The organism is Falsiroseomonas selenitidurans (assembly GCF_012103215.1).
Classification (GTDB): Bacteria; Pseudomonadota; Alphaproteobacteria; order Acetobacterales; family Acetobacteraceae; genus Falsiroseomonas; species Falsiroseomonas selenitidurans.
In genome coordinates this window covers 1-16,775 of sequence record NZ_JAAVNE010000054.1, presented here as the reverse complement: position 1 = coordinate 16,775, position 16,775 = coordinate 1, and the positions used below count along the sequence as shown (strand labels likewise).

Genomic DNA, 16,775 nt, shown 5'->3' with positions numbered 1-16,775 from the left:
CGCCCCGCCGAGGCGCGGCACGCGCGGTTCAGCCGCGCGGCCGCACCCCGCACCAATCGGCGATGAAGGCGGCGATCGTCAGCGTGCAGGTCTTGAGGTCCGCCAGCGAGGTGCGCTCGTCGAAACCATGCGCCATCTCTCCCTTCGGGCCGTAGCACAGGCCGGGCATGGCGAAGTACAGCCCGTAGTAGCGCGTGTCGTTCACCGCGGTGGACAGCCGCGCCGGCATCGCGCCGCCATGCACCGCCCTGTGTGCCGCGGCCAGCACCGCCTCGGCCTCGGAGCCCGGTTCCAGCACATAGGGATCGGTCTGGAATCCGTGAAACGTGATCTCGGGCGGGTTGTTGGCCAGGAAGGCGTCGCCCTTGGCCGCCGCGCGCACCGCCGCCTCCACGCCGGCCATCGCCTCCTCCGGCGTCGTGCCGGGCAGCAGGCCGATGCGGCAATCCACCTCGCACCAGGCGGGGGTGGAGGAGGCCCAGTCGCCGCCGCGGATGATCCCCGGGTTGAACTTGATCGGGTCCTGCACCTGGCCGCCATACCAGGGGTTGTCGCGCCCGGCCTCGTTCAGCGTCTTCGTATGGCCGTACAGCGCGTTGATCAGCGCATAGGCGGACATGATGGCGTTGGAGCCATCCTGCGCCACCATCACATGCACCGGCACGCCACGCACCTTCAGGCGGAACCAGATGGTGCCGGTCTGCGCCCGGGTGATGGTGTGGCCCGTCGGCTCCGGGATCAGCGCGGCCTCCGCCCGGTAGCCGCGCAGCAGGGTCGCCAGCGCGCCGTTGCCGGTGCTTTCCTCCTCTGTCACCGTCTGCAGGTAGACATCGGCCGCGGGTTCCAGCCCGGCGCCGCGGATCGCGTCCATGGCGAAGACCATGGCGGCGACGCCCGCCTTCATGTCGTGCGCGCCGCGGCCATACAGCCAGCCATCGCGGATCACCGCGGCATAGGGCGGATGCGTCCACATCTCATGCGGGCCTTCCGGCACCACGTCGATATGGCCCTGCAGGATCAGGCTGCGGCCGCTGGGCTGGGCGGGCCGGTGCGTGGCCACCACCTGGATGCTGGCGGCGGGGTTGGCGTCCACCATCGGCGCGGTCTTCGGATGCGCCGGCACATCGGCCAGGCTGAAGCGGTCCACCGCATAGCCGCGCCCGGCCAATTCCCGCGCCATCCAATCCTGCAGCGGCGCCTCCCGCCCCCGCAGGCTGGGGAAGCGGACGAGCTGCTGCAGGAAGTCTGTCTGCCGCGCAAATCCGGCCTCCACGGCCTGGCGCAGGCGGTCCAGCAGCACGGCGTCGGGCATGGTCGGGTTCCGGATCTGGGGCGGTGCGTGCAGCGTCAGCGCGCCGGCGGGCCGGGTCAAGCCGGGGCGGTCACGCCGAAAAGGCGGGCGTATTCGGCCGGGCGGAAGCCCACCAGCAGGGCCGGGCCCGCCACCAGGACCGGCCGGCGGATCATCGCCGGCTGGGCCCGCATCAGCGCGATGGCGCGGGGCGCGTCCAGCGCCTCGCGCTGCGACTCGGCCAGCTTGCGGAAGCTGGTGCCGGCGCGGTTCAGCATCGCCTCCCAGCCCAGCCGGGCGACCCAGGATTCCAGCAGCCCGTCCGGCAGGCCCTGCATCCGGTAGTCGTGGAAGCCATGGGCAATGCCCGCCGATTCGAGCCAGACGCGCGCCTTTTTCATGGTGTCGCAATTGCGGATGCCGTGCAGGGTCACGGGGTTGGTCGCTGGCATGGGCGGAATCCGGCTTCAGGGGGTATCCGCAGCATCGCGCCGGGCGCCCTGCGGCACCAGCCGCGCCGGGGACGGGCCTGGTCCGCCGGGTCGCCGGCCATGGTCCCGGGGCGATGTCACTCGAACGTGAGTCGCCAATTGCCCCGGCACCGGGACCTTCGCTCACCCAGCACAGGATGAAACCGCTTTTGCTCGATCTCCCGCGTCACCTGATCCCGGGCCAGGCTGGACCGGTGTCCGCCGCGCCACCGCCGAAGCGGCGCTTCGGGGCGATGCAGGCCGGGCTGCTCGCCGCGGTGCTGGCGCCGCTGCTGGTGTTCGGGCTCTCCGCCTGGCGCGGCTGGGAACAGGCCTGGCGCGGCGCGGAGACCGAGGTGGCACGCACCGCCGATGCCGCCGGCGAATACGCGCGCCGCCTGCTGGAAGCCCAGGTGCTGCGCCTGGAGCGCGCCAACGAGATCCTGGCCGGCCTGTCGGATGCCGAGATCCGCGCAAGCGAGACCGCGCTGCACGCCGCGCTGCGCGGCGTGGCGGCGGAGCGTGAGCCGGCGGATCGAGCCGGCTTCTACATCTTCGTCTTCGACCGTCTTGGCCAGCCGCTGGTCGCCAGCAACGTGCTGCCGGTGCCGCCGCCGGACGACGTGCTGGCGGCGCGCAGCTTCAACCAGGCGCTGCGCGACCCGGACGCGCCCTGGCTGCATGTCAGCCAGATTTACACCGGCCAGGCGACGCGCCGGCCCTTTTTCGCCGTCACCGCGCGGCGCAGCCGCACCGGCAACGGGCTGCCCGAAGGCGCCTATGACGGCATCCTCAACGCCTCGGTCTATCTGGACCATGTGAACGAGGCGCTGGCGGCGCTGGCCGCCTCGCCGGGCGACGTGGTCAGCCTGCTGCGGGCGGATGGGGCGCTGCTGGCACGCTCCGGCGGATTCGGCGACCAGGTGCCGGACGGGCTGCGGCTGCAGCCCGGGCTGCTGGCCAGCGCCATGGCCCGACAGGCGACGCGCGGCGTGCTGGTCGGTACCTCGACGATCGACCAGGTACGGCGGGTGGCGGCGTTCCGCGCCATCGGCGGTGGCCTGCCCGTCTATGCGGTGGCCGGGCGCGACGAGGCGGCGATCGCGCTGGCGTGGCGGCGTGCGATCCTGCCGCAGGCGGTGCTGGCGCTGGGTTCCTCCGCCCTCCTGCTGCTGCTGGCGCGCGCCGTGCTGCGTCGGCAGGCGGCGCTGGAGGTGGCCAATGCGGCGCTGGAGCGCCGGGTGGAGGAGCGCACCCGCGACCTGCGCGGCCGCGAGAGGCTGCTGCGCCTGGCGTTGCAGGCGGCGGAGGCGGCTTCCTGGTCCTGGGAGGTGGGCGCGAGCCGGCTGTTCTGGTCGGATGAGATGTTCCACCTGCTGGGCCTGGACCCGCAGGCCGATGCCGGGCTGGCCGAATTCGACCGGTTCCTGGAGGTGGTGCACCCCGAGGACCGCGACCGTCTGCGCAAGGCGGCCGCCCAGGGCATCGCGGAAGGCAGCATGGCGGTGGAGTTCCGCGTCTTCCGCCGCATGCCCGACGGGCGGCGGGAGCCGGTGTGGCTGCTCTGCCGGGCGCGGCTGTATCCCGGGGATGGCGGCAACCCGGCGACGCTGGTCGGGATCGACATCGACATCACCCAGCGGCGCCGGGCGGAGGAACGCTTCGAGGTGGCAACCGCCGCCATGTCCGGCTTCGTCTATGAATGGGATGTGGAAACCGGACGCATCACCCGCACCACGGGGGCGGAGGCGCTGCTGGGCGAGAACCCCGGAACCGAGGCCGGGGAATGGCTGGCCCGCCTGCACCCGGAGGACCGGCCGCGGCTGGAGGCCGAGGCGCAGCGCCTGGCACGGGAGCCGGCGCGGGACAGCTTCGCCCTGGAATACCGCGCCCGCCGCGCCGATGGCGGCTGGGCCTGGCTGTGGGACCGGGGCCACGTCACCCGCGACCCGGCAACCGGGGCGGTGGTGCGCATGGTGGGCGGGGCGGTGGACGTCACCGCGCGGCGACAGTCCGAGGAGCGCCAGTTCCTGCTGCTGCGGGAGGTCGACCACCGGGCCAAGAACGCGCTGGCCGTGGTCAAGGCGGCGTTGCGGCTGACGCCGCGCGACGATGCGGAGGAATTCGCCGCCGCCGTGGAAGGGCGCATCGACGCGCTGGCCCGCGCCCAGGCGCTGCTGTCCGAGACCAGCTGGCGGGGCACGCCGCTGCGGGACATCCTGACCGGCGCGCTGGAGCCCTTCATCGGCGGCCCGCCGGGGATGCTGGCGCCGCGGGTGCGGCTGGAGGGTCCGCCTGTGGTGCTCGCCGCCACCGCCATCCAGCCGACGGCGATGGCGGTGCATGAGCTGGCGACGAACGCCACCAAATACGGCGCGCTGTCCAGCGCCGAGGGGCAGTTGTGGGTGGCGTGGCGGCAGGAGGGCGGCTGGCTGCACCTGACCTGGACCGAATCCGGCGGCCCGCCCGCCCCGGCCCCGCCGGCCCGACGCGGCTTCGGCTCCCGCGTCGTGGACACCACCGTTCGTTCGCAGCTCGGCGGGCAGGTGGCTTGGCATTGGGCGGCGGATGGGCTCGCCGTGGAGCTCGCCCTGCCCGCCGCGCGCGTGCTGGTGCGGGCACAGCCGGCCCTTGGTGGAAACGAAACCGTCATACGTTCGTAAAGATACGGCTGTAGGGTCCGGCTTCCTTTCAAGGGGAGTGCCCATGTCGCAGCAGGTGCCTGGCGAGCCGGAGCGGCCATGGCTCGAGCTGGAGCTCGAGGATGATTTCGACGAGGAGCTGGAGCAGGAGGTGGATGACGCGCGCATCCCCCCGGCGCTGCGCGAGCTGCTGGCACGCCGGCAGAAGAGCACCATCGCCCGCAGCCTGTACTTCTCCGAGCTGCTGCGCCTGCAGTCGGAGCTGGTGAAGCTGCAGGACTGGGTGCAGCACCGGAAGCTGAAGCTGGTGGTGCTGTTCGAGGGGCGCGACTCCGCCGGCAAGGGCGGCGTCATCAAGCGCATCACCCAGCGGGTGAACCCGCGCACCTGCCGCGTCGTCGCGCTGCCGGCGCCATCCGACCGCGAGCGCACGCAATGGTACTTCCAGCGCTACGTGCCGCACCTGCCGGCGGCCGGCGAAATGGTCCTGTTCGACCGCAGCTGGTACAACCGCGCCGGCGTCGAGCGCGTGATGGGTTTCGCCGGCGAGCAGCAGGTGGAGGAATTCTTCCGCGACGTGCCGGCGTTCGAGCGCATGCTGGTGCGGTCCGGCATCATCCTGGTGAAGTACTGGTTCTCCATCACGGATGAGGAGCAGCAGCTGCGCTTCCTGATGCGCATCCACGACCCGATCAAGCAGTGGAAGCTCTCGCCCATGGACCTGCAATCCCGCGTGCGGTGGGAGCAGTACACCAAGGCGAAGGAGGAGATGTTCGAGCGGACGAACATCCCCGAGGCGCCGTGGCACATCGTCGAGGGCAATGACAAGAAGCGCGCGCGGCTGAACTGCATCGCGCATCTGCTGTCCAAGGTGCCCTACGAGGAGGTGCCGCACGAGCCGGTGACGCTGCCGGAGCGCGTGTTCAACCCGGATTATGAGCGCCGCACGCTGCCGATCGAGCTCTACGTGCCGGAACGCTACTGAAGGACCGCGCCGGCTGCCAGCGCCTCGGCGTCGGCGCCGGCCGGCAGCCGTATCGGGCAGGCGGGGTCGGTCGCCGCGCGCCAGACGGCTTCGGCGACCGCCGCCGCGCGGGTGACCAGCGTGCCGCGCTGCCACCCGGCGAAGACCGCCTGCGCCAGGGCGGCATAGGATTCCGGGATCCCGCCCTCGCTGCGGGCCCGCGCCGCTGCGCCGAAGCCGGTTTCCGGCGCGCGGCCCGGCAGCACCAGGCGTACCCGCACATCGAAGGGCGCGAGCTCCTCCGCCAGGCAGTCGCTGAAGGCATTCATGGCCGCCTTGCTGGCGGTGTAGGCGGAGAGCAGGGGCAGCGGCACCAGGGTGACGCTGGAGCTGACATTGACGATGACGCCGCCGCGCCGCTGCCGGAAGTGCGGCAGCAGGGCCTGCGTCATCGCCATGCTGCCAAAGCTGTTGGTTTCGAAGAGGCTGCGCACGCTTGCCATCGGCACCGCCTCCAGCGCGCCCAGAAGGCCGATTCCGGCATTGTTCACCAGCACATCGACGGGCCCTGCCACCGCCACGGCGCGGGCGATGCTCTCCGCCACGGTCACGTCCAGCGGGACGATCCGCAGGTGGTCGGACCGGGGCAGGACATCCGCCCGCGGGTCGCGCATGCCGGCGACGACGCGCCAGTTCCGCTCGAGGAAGGTGCGGGCGATCTCCCGGCCGAAGCCGGAGGAGCAGCCGGTGACGAGGATGGTCTTCATGAGGGATCCTGCCGAGGGGTGCGGCCGGAGATAGCGGGCGGGTCTCGGACTCTCTATGGTTCAGAATCCGTATTTCATTCGTGATGATCCAGACATGTCTGACCCGCTGGCCCAGATCGTCGGCCTCCTCCGCCCCGGCCCCGCCTTCTCCAAGGCGGTGGAGGGGCGCGGTGCCTGGCGCGTCAGCCGCGCCGAGGCCGGGCGGCCCTTCTACTGCGCGGTGATCGAGGGAGGCTGCCGCCTGGCCGCCGGCGGGCCTGGGGCGGTCACGCTCGGCGCGGGCGACTTCGTGCTGATCCCCGCGGCGCAGGACTTCGTGGTTTCCAGCCTGGACCCCGCCGCGGCGGGGGCGGCCGAGACGGTGCCGCGGGAAGTGAGGCCGGGCCTGTTCCGCCTGGGCGCGCCCGGCGGCGCGCCGGAGGTGCGGATGCTGGTGGGCTATTGCGTGTTCGGCACGCCCGACGCCGCGCTACTCGTCTCGCTGCTGCCGCAATGCGTGATCGCGCGGGGGGCGCGGCGGCTGACCAGCCTCGTGGACATGCTGGAGGAGGAGGCGCGCCAGTCCCGGCCGGGGCGGGATGTCGTGCTGGCACGGCTGCTCGAGGTGCTGTTGATCGAGGCGCTCCGGACCCTTGGCGCACCGTCCGCCACGCCGGGCCTGTTGCGCGGCCTGGCCGATGAGCGCCTTTCCATCGCCCTGCGTCGGATGCATGCGGCCCCGGCCGCACCCTGGACGGTGGCGCGGCTGGCGCAGGAGGCGGGGTTGTCACGCTCGGCCTTCTTCGAGCGCTTTCACCGGGAGGTGGGGCTGGCGCCGATGGCCTATCTTGTCCGATGGCGGATGGCGCTGGCGAAGGATCTGCTGCGCCGCGACAAGGCCGGCGTGGCCGAGGTCGCGGCCCGCGTCGGCTATGGCTCCGCGAGCGCCTTCAGCGTCGCCTTCGCACGCCAGACCGGGACGCCGCCTGTCGCCTATGCGCGGCAGGATGGTCCGGGGTGAACGAGGCCCGTCGCGGGGGAAGCGGGGTGGGGGCCATCGGCCTGGGGCCGTTTGGCTGGGGGACCTGGATTCGAACCAAGACTGCCCGAGTCAGAGTCGGGAGTTCTACCGTTAAACTATCCCCCACCGAGGCGACGGCGCCTGGGGCACCGATCGTCGGGAGCGGCGAACTAGCATGCGTTTTTCGGGCAGGCAACACAGGGCCGCGCAAAATGCCTTGCCCGCCGAACACGCCCGCCGGATCATGCTGGCCTGCCCCCGGGAGAGCCCGCCGCACGCCGGTGGCAACCCCCGGACAAGACTTGGTTTTGCCCGCCCGCCCCGCCATCTGTGGGAAGCCATGCCCGACGACGCGCCCCTCCCCCTCTGCCAGGCCGACCGGCCCGCCCGCGCCCCGGGCGGCGCGGCGGCCGATCGACCGGCGCTGGGCGCGGTCCAGGCGGCGGGCTGCGCGCCGCGCGCGGCGGGGTGGCAGCCCAGCCCGGCCTCCGGCGCCTATGCCGCGCTCGACCTCGGCACCAACAACTGCCGGCTGCTGCTGGGCACGCCCAGCGGCCCGGGCGGCTTCCGGGTGATCGACAGCTTCAGCCGCATCGTCCGGCTCGGCGAAGGCCTGGGCGCCACCGGCCAATTGTCCGAGGCGGCGATGGACCGCGCCCTGGCCGCGCTGCACGCCTGCGCGCAGAAGCTGGTGCGCCGCCCGGTGCGGGCCCTGCAGGCGGTGGCCACCGAGGCCTGCCGCCGCGCCGGCAACGGCCCCACCTTCCTCGCCCGTGTCGAGGCCGAGACCGGCCTGCGCCTGCGCATCATCACGGCGCGGGAGGAGGCCGAGCTGGCGATGGAATCCTGCGCCCCGCTGCTGGAGCCCGGGGACCGCCGCGCCATCCTGTTCGACATCGGCGGCGGCTCCACCGAAATCGCCTGGATCCGCATCCAGCCGGGCCGCCAGGTGCCGGAGCTGATCGGCACCATCTCCGTCCCCGTCGGCGTCGTCACCCTGTCCGAGCGGTGCGGCCCCTCCTGCTTCACCGAGGCCGGCTTCCACGCGGTGGTGGACGAGGTGGCGGCGCGCCTGCGCGGCTTCGATGCGGTGCATTGCATCGGCCAGGAAATCCGCGCCGGCGGGGTGCGGCTGATGGGCACCTCCGGCACCGTCACAACGCTGGCCGGCGTCGCCATGGCGCTGCCGCGCTACCGCCGCCTGCTGGTCGATGGCCAGATCCTGGAATCCTGCGATGCCGACCAGGCGCTGGGGGACCTGTTCGCGCTGGGCCGGGACGGGCTGGCGGCGCACCCCTGTGTCGGGCCGGACCGGGTGGATTTCGTGCTGCCCGGCTGCGCCGTCTACGCCGCCATCCGCAGGGTCTGGCCGGTGCCGCGGCTGACGGTGGCCGATCGCGGGCTGCGGGAGGGCATCCTGCTGCGCCAGATGCGGCTGGACCGCCAGGCCGGCCCGCGCCGGCCGCCGCGCTCCTGGCAGGGCTGCGCCTGAGCGCCGCCGTCCCATCCGCGGTGGCACGGTCTCGTCCGGTTTCGGCCCGGCCCGAAAATGGCGGAAGCTGCGCCGGCGCATTTTCCGAGTCGCCAGGCGTTTCCGCCTGACTTGAAAATGCTCTAAGGCCCCGCCCATGGCCAAACCCCCTGCCCGTCCACCCACCCGCCAGCTCGCCGACCGCCTGCGCTCCGCCAAGGGCCGCACCATCGGCAGCCAGCGCTGGCTGGAACGCCAGCTCAACGACCCCTACGTCAAGGAAGCCAAGGCCCGGGGCCTGCGCTCCCGCGCCGCCTTCAAGCTGGAACAGATGGATGACCGCTACCACCTGCTGAAGCCGGGCACGCGCGTGGTCGATTTGGGCGCGGCGCCCGGCGGCTGGACGCAGGTGGCGCTGGCGCGTGGCGCCGGCCGGGTGGTGGGGATCGACCTGCTGGTGGTGGACCAGATACCCGGCGCCGTCATGATCCAGGGCGATTTTCAGGATGCGGAAGCCGAGCATCGCGTGCTGGCGGCACTGGACGGCCAGGCGGACCTGGTGATGTCGGACATGGCGCCCAACACCACCGGCCACAACGCCACCGACCATCTGCGCATCATGGCCCTGGCCGAGATCGCGCTGGACTTCGCCGGCCGCGTGCTGGCGCCGGGCGGCGGATTCGTCGCCAAGGTGCTGGCCGGCGGGTCCGAGAAGGACTTCCTCGCCACCCTGAAGCGGGATTTCGTCGCCGTCCGCCACGCCAAGCCGCCGGCCAGCCGCAAGGACAGCGCGGAGCTCTATGTCGTCGCCACCGGCTTTCGCGGGGCAGCCCGGGGCAACTGACACGTCTCTGCTATGGACGCGCCCCCCGGGAGCGGTGTAGGCGGGGCCGCCAAGGTTGCGGAAAGAGGTTCCCGCCATGGCGCCCCCAGATACAAGCACGCCCACGCCGATCAGCCCCGGCCCCGCCAGGGTCGACCGCGAGGCGGCCTTCCGCGCACGGTTCGAGGAGGCCTACGCCTTCGACGACGTGCTGCTGGTTCCCGCCTACTCCACCGTCCTGCCCGCGGAGACGGACACCCGCACCCGCCTGACGCGGGAGATTTCACTGAACATCCCGCTGATCGCCGCCGCCATGGACACGGTGACGGAGGCCAACATGGCCATCGCCATGGCCCAGGCCGGCGGAATCGGGGTGATCCACAAGAATCTCAGCCCGGAGGACCAGGCGGCGCAGGTCCGCCAGGTGAAGAAGTTCGAATCCGGCATGGTGGTGAACCCGCTGACCATCCACCCGGACCAGACGCTGGCCGAGGTTCGCGCCCTGCAGGAAAACCACCGCATCAGCGGCATCCCGGTGGTGGAACGCGATTCGGGCCGGCTGGTCGGCATCATCACCAACCGCGACGTGCGCTTCGCCACGGACCCGAACCTGCGGGTCTATGAGCTGATGACGCGGGAGGGGCTGGTGACGGCGGATGCCGACGTCACCAAGGACAAGGCGCGGGAGCTGCTGCACAAGCACCGCATCGAGAAGCTGCTGGTGGTGGACGAGGCCTATCGCTGCGTCGGCCTGATCACCGTGAAGGACATGGACAAGGCGCAGGCCAATCCCAGCGCGGTGAAGGACCCGATGGGCCGGCTGCGCACCGCGGCGGCGATCGGCGTCGGGGATGATGGCTTCCACCGCGCCGGATTGCTGGTGGCGGCGGAGATCGATGTCATCGTCGTCGACACCGCGCATGGCCATTCCGGCGGCGTGCTGCGGGCGGTGGAGCGCATCAAGAAACTGTCCAACTCGGTGCAGATCATCGCCGGCAACGTCGCCACGCCCGAAGGCGCGCTGGCGCTGATCGAGGCCGGGGCCGATGCGGTGAAGATCGGCATCGGCCCGGGCTCCATCTGCACCACCCGCATCGTCGCCGGCGTCGGCGTGCCGCAGCTGACCGCGGTGATGGAAAGCGCCGCCGCCTGCCGCGAGCGCGGCGTGCCGGCGATCGCCGATGGCGGCATCCGCTCCTCCGGCGATGTCGCGAAGGCCATCGCGGCCGGCGCCGATTGCGTGATGATGGGCAGCGTCTTCGCCGGCACGGACGAGGCGCCGGGCGAGGTGTTCCTCTACCAGGGCCGGTCCTACAAATCCTATCGCGGCATGGGCAGCCTCGGCGCCATGGCGCGGGGTTCGGCGGATCGCTACTTCCAGGCCGAGGTGGCGGACAAGCTGAAGCTGGTGCCGGAAGGCGTCGAGGGCCGTGTCGGCTACAAGGGCCCGGTCGGCACGGTGATCCACCAGATGGTCGGCGGCCTGCGCGCCGCCATGGGCTATACCGGCGCCGCCACCATCGCCGACCTTCAGACGCGGGCGAAATTCCGCCGCATCACCAATGCCGGCCTGCGGGAGAGCCATGTGCACGACGTGGCGGTGACGCGGGAAGCGCCGAACTACCGGCTGGAGGGGTAGCCGCCAGGCGGGGCAGCCCCCCTCATCCAACCCTCTCCCCCGACGGGGGGGAGAGGGGCCCTTGCCGGCCGGGGGATCAGCGGCGCGGCGGGATCTCGGAAATGCGCAGGGTCGCGCGCTGCGGCGTGGTGCGGTCGAAGGTGCCGATCCAGATGTTGTAGTTGCCGCTCTGCGGGCGGGTGATGACGATGCCCGGGTTCACCCCGTCCAGATCGTCGTTGCAGATCCAGTTGCCGGCGGCGTCGTTCATCACCAGCGTGGTATCCACCCCGGCCACCACCGAGATGTACAGCGGATACTGGCCGGAGGTGTAGTTCAGGTCCACGTCCGGCTTGGAGAAGTCGATCCAGCCGGCGCAATCCGGACCAAGGCCCGTTGCCTCCCCATCCCCGCCGGCTTCCACCGCCACCTCGCGCGGGTCGGGCTCGAAGCCGGCCTGCAGCGTCACCGTCTCGTAGCGTGGCTCGGCGCGCCAATTCGGCTGCTGCTGCTGCTGCGGCGCCTTCTGCGCCAGGGCGCCGCCGGCCGAAAGCGCCAGGACCACGCCGGCCGCGAGAACGGATCTGAACATCTGCGCCAATTCCCTTTCCGCCCCGCCGGATGCGGGGCCAGCGGGCAGAGTAGCGGAACACGGTTTCGCGCCCATGGCGCGGGCGGGGGCTGACGCAAAAATCATCTTTTCGCCCGAATCCCGCGCGCCGCCCCGCGCGCTGCTTGCGGCGCCCCCCGCAAGGGGCGAGCATCGCCGCGGATGCCTGCACCCCGAGGACCCGCCCTGCCCGATCCCGCGCCCCGAGGCCCGCTCCTCGCCATTGCCGCGCGGCGCCGCTATAGGCCCGGCGCCGCCCGGGCCGTCCGCGCCCCGGCACCTCCCCCTTTCCGCCTGTCGCCCGGCAGCCCAGCGCGCGGCCGGCCCGGATGACCGCATGACCCCCGCCGCCCGCCTCTCCGCCGCCATCGACCTGCTCGCCGCCGTGGAGGCCTCGCCCCGGCGGCCGGCCGATGCCATCGCCAATGATTTCTTCCGCGCCCGCCGCTACATCGGCGGCTCGGACCGCCGCAACGTCTCGGAGCGCGCCTGGGGGGCGATCCGCCAGCGGCTGCGCCTCGCCTGGCATTTCGCCGAGCTGGGGGTGGAGAACCCGCCCGCCCGCCTGCTGCTGGCCGGCCACCTGCTGCTGGCCGAGGGCTGGAGCGTGGATGGGGTGGACCAGAACTTCTCCGGCGAGCGCTTCGCCGCCAGCCCGCTGACGGAGGCGGAGCGCGACCTGCTGGGCAAGCTGGCCGGAAGGCCGCTGGTGCTGCCGCGCATGCCGGAAGGGCCGCGGCTGAACCTGCCGGACTGGGCGCTGCCCGGCCTGCGCAGCCGCTTCGGCGAGAGCCTGGCGGCGGAGGCCGCGGCCATGGAAGCCGCCGCGCCGCTCGACCTGCGCGCCAACCTGCTGAAGGTGGACCGCGAGGGCGCCCTGGCGGCACTGGCGGCGGAGGGCATCCCGGCCACGCCAACGCCGCTGTCGCCCTGGGGCCTGCGGATCGCCGACCGCCGCCCGGTCAGCGCCACCAAGCCCTTTCTGGAGGGGCTGATCGAGGTGCAGGACGAGGGCAGCCAGCTGATCGCCCTGGTGACCGATGCGCGGCCCGGCATGCGGGTGGCGGATTTCTGCGCCGGCGCCGCCGGCAAGACCCTGGCGCTGGCCGCCACCATGGGCAATCGCGGCCACATCGTCGCCTGCGACACCTCCGCCAGCCGGCTGGAAGGCGCCGGCCGCCGGCTGCGCCGCGCCGATGTGCACAATTCCGAGCGCCATCTGCTGACCAGTGGCGACAAGTGGCGCAAGCGCAACTCGCAGAAATTCGACCGGGTGCTGGTGGATGCGCCCTGCACCGGCACCGGCACCTGGCGCCGCAACCCGGATGCCCGCATCCGCACCAATGCGCGCGACCTGGCAGAGCTGGTGCTGAAGCAGGCGATGATCCTGGAGGATGCATCGGAATTGGTGCGTCCGGGCGGAAGGCTGGTCTACGCTACCTGTTCGCTCCTGCCGGAGGAGGACGAGATGCAGATGGCGGCCTTCCTGGAACGCCACGAAGACTTCGAAGCGCTGCCCCTGCCCGGGTTGTGGGCCGAATTGCGGCCCGGCCTGGCCGCGCCGGGCGATGGCCCCTGGATGGCGCTCTCGCCCGCCCGCCATGGCACGGATGGCTTCTTCGCCGCCGTGCTGCAACGGCGCCCGACATGATCTCCATCCGCCGCGCCCGGCCGGGCGATGCCGCCGCCATCGCGGCGGTGCATGTGGCGGCCTGGCGCAGCGCCTATGCCGGCATCCTGGGGGAACGCTACCTGGCCGAGCTCTCCGAGCCGCGGCTGGCGCATTTCTACCACCGCGCCATCCTGGACCGCCGCGAGGGCCATGCCGTCTTCGTCGCCACCGCCCCGGCGGAGGAAGCGCCGGCGCAGGTGGTGGGCTTCGCCTCCGGCGGCCGGGCACGGCGCCGCGGCCTGGCGGAAGGCGAGGTGGAAACGCTCTATGTGCTGGATGATTTCCGCGAGCGCGGCTGCGGCAGGCGGCTGATGCGGGCGATGGCGGCGCATCTGCGGGCCATCGGCTGCAATTCCGCCATGGCCTGGGTGCTGGCGGACAATCCCAGCCGCTTCTTCTACCGCCACCTGGGCGGTCGCCCGGCGATGCAGGAAGGCATCCGCGTCGCCGGCCAGTCGGTGGACCAGCTGGCCCTGCTGTGGGACCCGATCGACACGCTGCTGGCGGCCACCGCCCCGGTGCCGGAAGGCCGGCTGCGCGAGGGCGGCTGAAGGCTGCGCCTATCGGCGCGACAGGATCAGCCCGCGTTCCGCACCCCCCGCCCGGCCGATAGGCTTGCCCCATCGAAACGCCCCATGAGGAGGCAGAGATGGCAAGCACCGCGACGAGGATCCTGGACCGCGACCTGGCCCGCGTGGCCGGTGGCACCTTCACCGACCGCTTCGGCACCGAAGGTGCCGACCACATCAACACCGGCGACGGCATGGACAAGGTGTTCGGCGCCGGCGGCAACGACACCATCGCGACGGCCGGCGGCCAGGACGAGGTGCATGCCGGGTCGGGCAACGACATCGTCGATGCCGGCGCGGGCGAGGACAAGGTGTTCGGTGGCGCAGGCCACGACGTGCTGGCCGGCGGCAGCGGCACCGACGAGTTGTTCGGCGAGGATGGCGACGACCATCTGCGCGGCGGCGCCGGCCATGGCGACAAGGTCTTCGGCGGCGAGGGCAACGACACGATGTGGTGGCAGGCCGGCGACGGCAATGACGAGCTGCATGGCGGCAACGGCCAGGACAACGTGATGCTGCAGGGGCTGAGCCTGCAGCAGGTGCTGGACGGGCTGCAGCTGTACCAGGGCGGCAACTACAGCATCAGCGGCAACGCCATCGTCTTCGACGGCCCGGTGAACGGGCAGTTCATGGTGAACGGGGAGCTGGTGAAGTTCTTCGGCATCGAGCAGATCACCATCGCTGGCTGACCATCCCAGCCCCGGGCCCAAGGCCAGCATGGTGCGGCGGCCGCCCCTCCCCCCGGGGCGGCCGCCACCCCCCCCTTCCCCCGATCCGCGGTGGAGCGCGGGACCGCCGCGCGGCCTCGCGAATCCCTTGTCGCGCTGGCCGGCCTGTGCTGTTAGGCGCCATGACACACGCCGCCCCCGATGCCGCCACCGCCCCCCTGGCGCAGCATCACGACCGCATCCTGATCCTCGATTTCGGCAGCCAGGTGACGCAGCTCATCGCGCGCCGCCTGCGGGAATCGGGCGTCTATTGCGAGGTCTGGCCGTTCAACGCGGCGCCCGAGGCGCGCATCCGCGGCTTCGCGCCCCGCGGCATCATCCTCTCCGGCGGCCCGGCCAGCGTGACGGAGGCCGAGAGCCCCCGCGCGCCGGAGGTGGTGTTCGGCATGGGCCTGCCCATCCTCGGCATCTGCTACGGCCAGCAGGTGATGGCGCACCAGCTCGGCGGCACGGTGGAGGGCGGGCATCTGCGCGAATTCGGCCGCGCCCATATCGACGTGACCGGCGACTGCGCCATCACCCAGGGCGTCTGGTCCCGCGGCGCCCGGGAACAGGTGTGGATGAGCCATGGCGACCGCATCACGAAGCTGCCCGAGGGGTTCCGGGTGGTCGCCGCCAGCGAAGGGGCACCCTTCGCCGTCATCGCCAATGACGAACGCCGCTACTACGGCACCATGTTCCACCCCGAAGTGGTGCACACCCCGCATGGCGCGGCGCTGCTGCGCAACTTCACGCACATCGTCTGCGGCTGCACCGGCGACTGGACCATGGGCGCCTTCCGCGCCGAGATGATCGAGAAGATCCGCGCCCAGGTGGGTTCCGGCCGCGTGGTCTGCGGGCTTTCCGGCGGCGTCGATTCCTCGGTCGCCGCGGTGCTGCTGCATGAGGCGATCGGCGACCAGCTGACCTGCATCTATGTCGATCACGGGCTGATGCGGGCCAATGAATCGGAACAGGTGGTCGCCACCTTCCGCGACCGCTTCAACATCAAGCTGGTGCATCGCGACGCCTCCGACCTGTTCCTCGGCCAGCTCTCCGGCGTCACCGACCCGGAGCGCAAGCGCAAGACCATCGGCCGGCTGTTCATCGAGGTGTTCGAGGAGGAGCAGACGAAGATCGGCGGCGCCGACTTCCTGGCCCAGGGCACGCTGTACCCGGACGTGATCGAGAGCGTCTCCGCCACCGGCGGCCCGAGCGTCACCATCAAGTCGCACCACAATGTCGGCGGCCTGCCGGAAGGCATGCGCATGAAGCTGGTGGAGCCGCTGCGCGACCTGTTCAAGGACGAGGTCCGCGTGCTCGGCCGCGAACTCGGCATCCCGGAGGCCATCGTCGGCCGCCACCCCTTCCCCGGCCCGGGGCTGGCCATCCGCATCCCCGGCGAGGTGACGAAAGAGAAGGCGGACATCCTGCGCCACGCGGACAGCATCTACCTGGAGGAGATCCGCAACGCCGGGCTCTACGACGCCATCTGGCAGGCCTTCGCGGTGCTGCTGCCGGTACGGACCGTGGGCGTGATGGGCGACGGCCGCACCTACGATTCCGCCTGCGCGCTGCGCGCGGTGACCAGCACGGATGGCATGACGGCGGATGTCTACCCCTTCAGCATGGAATTCCTGACGCGCGTCGCCGGCCGCATCGTGAACGAGGTGCGCGGCATCAACCGCGTGACCTACGACATCACCAGCAAGCCGCCGGGCACGATCGAGTGGGAATGAGGACGCGGTCGCTCAACCGCCGCGCTGCGCCGCGGTCCAGGGATCGATCGCCGCGACCCCCACGGCGGTGACGGCGCGCGCGTCGCGGAGACCGCCCCTCGCAGCGCCAGTAGGCGACCTCGGAGGCGACCGTTGACAGGGGCAGCCTATCCGGCGGCGGTAGGCGACTCCCCCAGGTTCGGCGGCGACTTGGCCCAGGGATAGCCGACCCGGGCGCGTGCGAAGCCATAGGCGAACAGCGCGCGCATATAGGCCTGGTCGAAGGGCGTGGCGGATTCGCCCGTGAAATCCGGCTCGATATAGGCAAGGTTGAAGTCCACCTCGTCCTGCCTGGAGCGGCCCCCAATTCGACCGGACAGGCGGCGCAACCGTGAGGGCCTGGGCGTAAGCCTAGGCGTGCGCCTATGTCGAAGCCCATCGAGCGCGTTGAAA

15 protein-coding genes and 1 tRNA gene are annotated in these 16,775 nt (G+C 71.9%); 10 read left to right on the top strand and 6 right to left on the bottom strand.

All coding sequences use genetic code 11. The annotated features are described in order from the left end of the window. Nucleotides 1-28 precede the first annotated feature (28 nt). Nucleotides 29-1,312, bottom strand: coding sequence for an ArgE/DapE family deacylase (locus HEQ75_RS23165; protein WP_168034501.1), 1,284 nt, complete (start codon nucleotides 1,310-1,312; stop codon nucleotides 29-31). Nucleotides 1,313-1,368: 56 nt separating this feature from the next. Beyond that, nucleotides 1,369-1,743 (bottom strand): ArsC family reductase, encoded by a 375-nt coding sequence (locus HEQ75_RS23160; RefSeq protein WP_168034500.1) that lies wholly within the window; start codon nucleotides 1,741-1,743, stop codon nucleotides 1,369-1,371. A 233-nt stretch (nucleotides 1,744-1,976) separates the two neighbouring features. Between HEQ75_RS23160 and HEQ75_RS23155 the strand changes: the two genes are divergently transcribed. Further along, nucleotides 1,977-4,424, top strand: a complete 2,448-nt coding sequence (locus HEQ75_RS23155) for a PAS domain-containing protein (RefSeq protein ID WP_168034499.1) — start codon at nucleotides 1,977-1,979, stop codon at nucleotides 4,422-4,424. Nucleotides 4,425-4,467: 43 nt separating this feature from the next. Further along, nucleotides 4,468-5,388, top strand: a complete 921-nt coding sequence (gene ppk2 / locus HEQ75_RS23150; protein WP_168034498.1) for a polyphosphate kinase 2 — start codon at nucleotides 4,468-4,470, stop codon at nucleotides 5,386-5,388. Here ppk2 and HEQ75_RS23145 read toward each other — a convergent pair. Beyond that, nucleotides 5,382-6,134 carry an SDR family oxidoreductase gene (locus HEQ75_RS23145; protein WP_168034497.1) on the bottom strand — a complete coding sequence of 251 codons (753 nt, stop codon included), beginning with the start codon at nucleotides 6,132-6,134 and terminating at the stop codon, nucleotides 5,382-5,384. The two genes, ppk2 and HEQ75_RS23145, sit on opposite strands and share 7 nt — an antisense overlap. 94 nt (nucleotides 6,135-6,228) lie before the next feature. Here HEQ75_RS23145 and HEQ75_RS23140 point away from each other — a divergent pair, with 94 nt between their 5' ends. Beyond that, a complete protein-coding gene (locus HEQ75_RS23140; protein ID WP_168034496.1) occupies nucleotides 6,229-7,134 on the top strand; it encodes an AraC family transcriptional regulator in 906 nt (301 codons plus the stop codon). 52 nt (nucleotides 7,135-7,186) lie between these two features. Here HEQ75_RS23140 and HEQ75_RS23135 read toward each other — a convergent pair. Further along, nucleotides 7,187-7,260, bottom strand: a tRNA-Gln gene (locus HEQ75_RS23135). Between the two features lie 214 nt (nucleotides 7,261-7,474). Between HEQ75_RS23135 and HEQ75_RS23130 the strand changes: the two genes are divergently transcribed. The 3 genes from HEQ75_RS23130 to guaB all read left to right on the top strand — a co-directional run bounded on the left by HEQ75_RS23130 (nucleotide 7,475) and on the right by guaB (nucleotide 11,067). Continuing rightward, complete coding sequence (locus tag HEQ75_RS23130) at nucleotides 7,475-8,626, top strand: Ppx/GppA phosphatase family protein (RefSeq protein ID WP_209318729.1); 1,152 nt, start codon at nucleotides 7,475-7,477, stop codon at nucleotides 8,624-8,626. A gap of 136 nt (nucleotides 8,627-8,762) precedes the next feature. Next, the gene (locus HEQ75_RS23125) at nucleotides 8,763-9,449 is read left to right on the top strand and encodes an RlmE family RNA methyltransferase (RefSeq protein ID WP_168034495.1); all 687 of its coding nucleotides are present in this window, start codon (nucleotides 8,763-8,765) and stop codon (nucleotides 9,447-9,449) included. Between the two features lie 76 nt (nucleotides 9,450-9,525). Continuing rightward, nucleotides 9,526-11,067, top strand: a complete 1,542-nt coding sequence (gene guaB, locus HEQ75_RS23120) for an IMP dehydrogenase (protein WP_168034494.1) — start codon at nucleotides 9,526-9,528, stop codon at nucleotides 11,065-11,067. A 76-nt stretch (nucleotides 11,068-11,143) separates the two neighbouring features. Here guaB and HEQ75_RS23115 read toward each other — a convergent pair whose 3' ends face one another. Next, nucleotides 11,144-11,638, bottom strand: a complete 495-nt coding sequence (locus HEQ75_RS23115) for a peptidase S1 (RefSeq protein WP_168034493.1) — start codon at nucleotides 11,636-11,638, stop codon at nucleotides 11,144-11,146. A gap of 355 nt (nucleotides 11,639-11,993) precedes the next feature. On the opposite strand from HEQ75_RS23115, the gene HEQ75_RS23110 reads away from it, so the two are divergent. The 4 genes from HEQ75_RS23110 (at nucleotide 11,994) to guaA (ending at nucleotide 16,343) form a co-directional block, all read left to right on the top strand. Continuing rightward, nucleotides 11,994-13,307: an RsmB/NOP family class I SAM-dependent RNA methyltransferase gene (locus HEQ75_RS23110; protein WP_168034492.1), complete on the top strand. Its 1,314-nt coding sequence runs from the start codon at nucleotides 11,994-11,996 to the stop codon at nucleotides 13,305-13,307. Further along, a complete protein-coding gene (locus HEQ75_RS23105; RefSeq protein WP_168034491.1) occupies nucleotides 13,304-13,879 on the top strand; it encodes a GNAT family N-acetyltransferase in 576 nt (191 codons plus the stop codon). Before HEQ75_RS23110 ends, HEQ75_RS23105 begins: the two co-directional genes overlap by 4 nt. 98 nt (nucleotides 13,880-13,977) lie before the next feature. Continuing rightward, nucleotides 13,978-14,586 carry a calcium-binding protein gene (locus HEQ75_RS23100; protein ID WP_168034490.1) on the top strand — a complete coding sequence of 203 codons (609 nt, stop codon included), beginning with the start codon at nucleotides 13,978-13,980 and terminating at the stop codon, nucleotides 14,584-14,586. A 161-nt stretch (nucleotides 14,587-14,747) separates the two neighbouring features. After that, complete coding sequence (guaA, locus tag HEQ75_RS23095) at nucleotides 14,748-16,343, top strand: glutamine-hydrolyzing GMP synthase (protein WP_168034489.1); 1,596 nt, start codon at nucleotides 14,748-14,750, stop codon at nucleotides 16,341-16,343. Nucleotides 16,344-16,489: 146 nt separating this feature from the next. Here the strand turns inward: guaA and HEQ75_RS23090 are convergent, their stop codons facing one another. Then, nucleotides 16,490-16,663: a hypothetical protein gene (locus HEQ75_RS23090; protein ID WP_168034488.1), complete on the bottom strand. Its 174-nt coding sequence runs from the start codon at nucleotides 16,661-16,663 to the stop codon at nucleotides 16,490-16,492. Nucleotides 16,664-16,775: the final 112 nt, after the last annotated feature.

Excerpts from the sequence above, each read along its gene's own strand:
- HEQ75_RS23165 (WP_168034501.1), bottom strand. The coding sequence starts at position 1,312 with ATGCCCGACGCCGTGCTGCTGGACCGCCTGCGCCAGGCCGTGGAGGCC.
- HEQ75_RS23160 (WP_168034500.1), bottom strand. The coding sequence starts at position 1,743 with ATGCCAGCGACCAACCCCGTGACCCTGCACGGCATCCGCAATTGCGAC.
- ppk2 (WP_168034498.1), top strand. The coding sequence starts at position 4,468 with ATGTCGCAGCAGGTGCCTGGCGAGCCGGAGCGGCCATGGCTCGAGCTG.
- HEQ75_RS23145 (WP_168034497.1), bottom strand. The coding sequence starts at position 6,134 with ATGAAGACCATCCTCGTCACCGGCTGCTCCTCCGGCTTCGGCCGGGAG.
- HEQ75_RS23140 (WP_168034496.1), top strand. The coding sequence starts at position 6,229 with ATGTCTGACCCGCTGGCCCAGATCGTCGGCCTCCTCCGCCCCGGCCCC.
- HEQ75_RS23130 (WP_209318729.1), top strand. The coding sequence starts at position 7,475 with ATGCCCGACGACGCGCCCCTCCCCCTCTGCCAGGCCGACCGGCCCGCC.
- HEQ75_RS23125 (WP_168034495.1), top strand. The coding sequence starts at position 8,763 with ATGGCCAAACCCCCTGCCCGTCCACCCACCCGCCAGCTCGCCGACCGC.
- guaB (WP_168034494.1), top strand. The coding sequence starts at position 9,526 with ATGGCGCCCCCAGATACAAGCACGCCCACGCCGATCAGCCCCGGCCCC.
- HEQ75_RS23115 (WP_168034493.1), bottom strand. The coding sequence starts at position 11,638 with ATGTTCAGATCCGTTCTCGCGGCCGGCGTGGTCCTGGCGCTTTCGGCC.
- HEQ75_RS23110 (WP_168034492.1), top strand. The coding sequence starts at position 11,994 with ATGACCCCCGCCGCCCGCCTCTCCGCCGCCATCGACCTGCTCGCCGCC.
- HEQ75_RS23105 (WP_168034491.1), top strand. The coding sequence starts at position 13,304 with ATGATCTCCATCCGCCGCGCCCGGCCGGGCGATGCCGCCGCCATCGCG.
- HEQ75_RS23100 (WP_168034490.1), top strand. The coding sequence starts at position 13,978 with ATGGCAAGCACCGCGACGAGGATCCTGGACCGCGACCTGGCCCGCGTG.
- guaA (WP_168034489.1), top strand. The coding sequence starts at position 14,748 with ATGACACACGCCGCCCCCGATGCCGCCACCGCCCCCCTGGCGCAGCAT.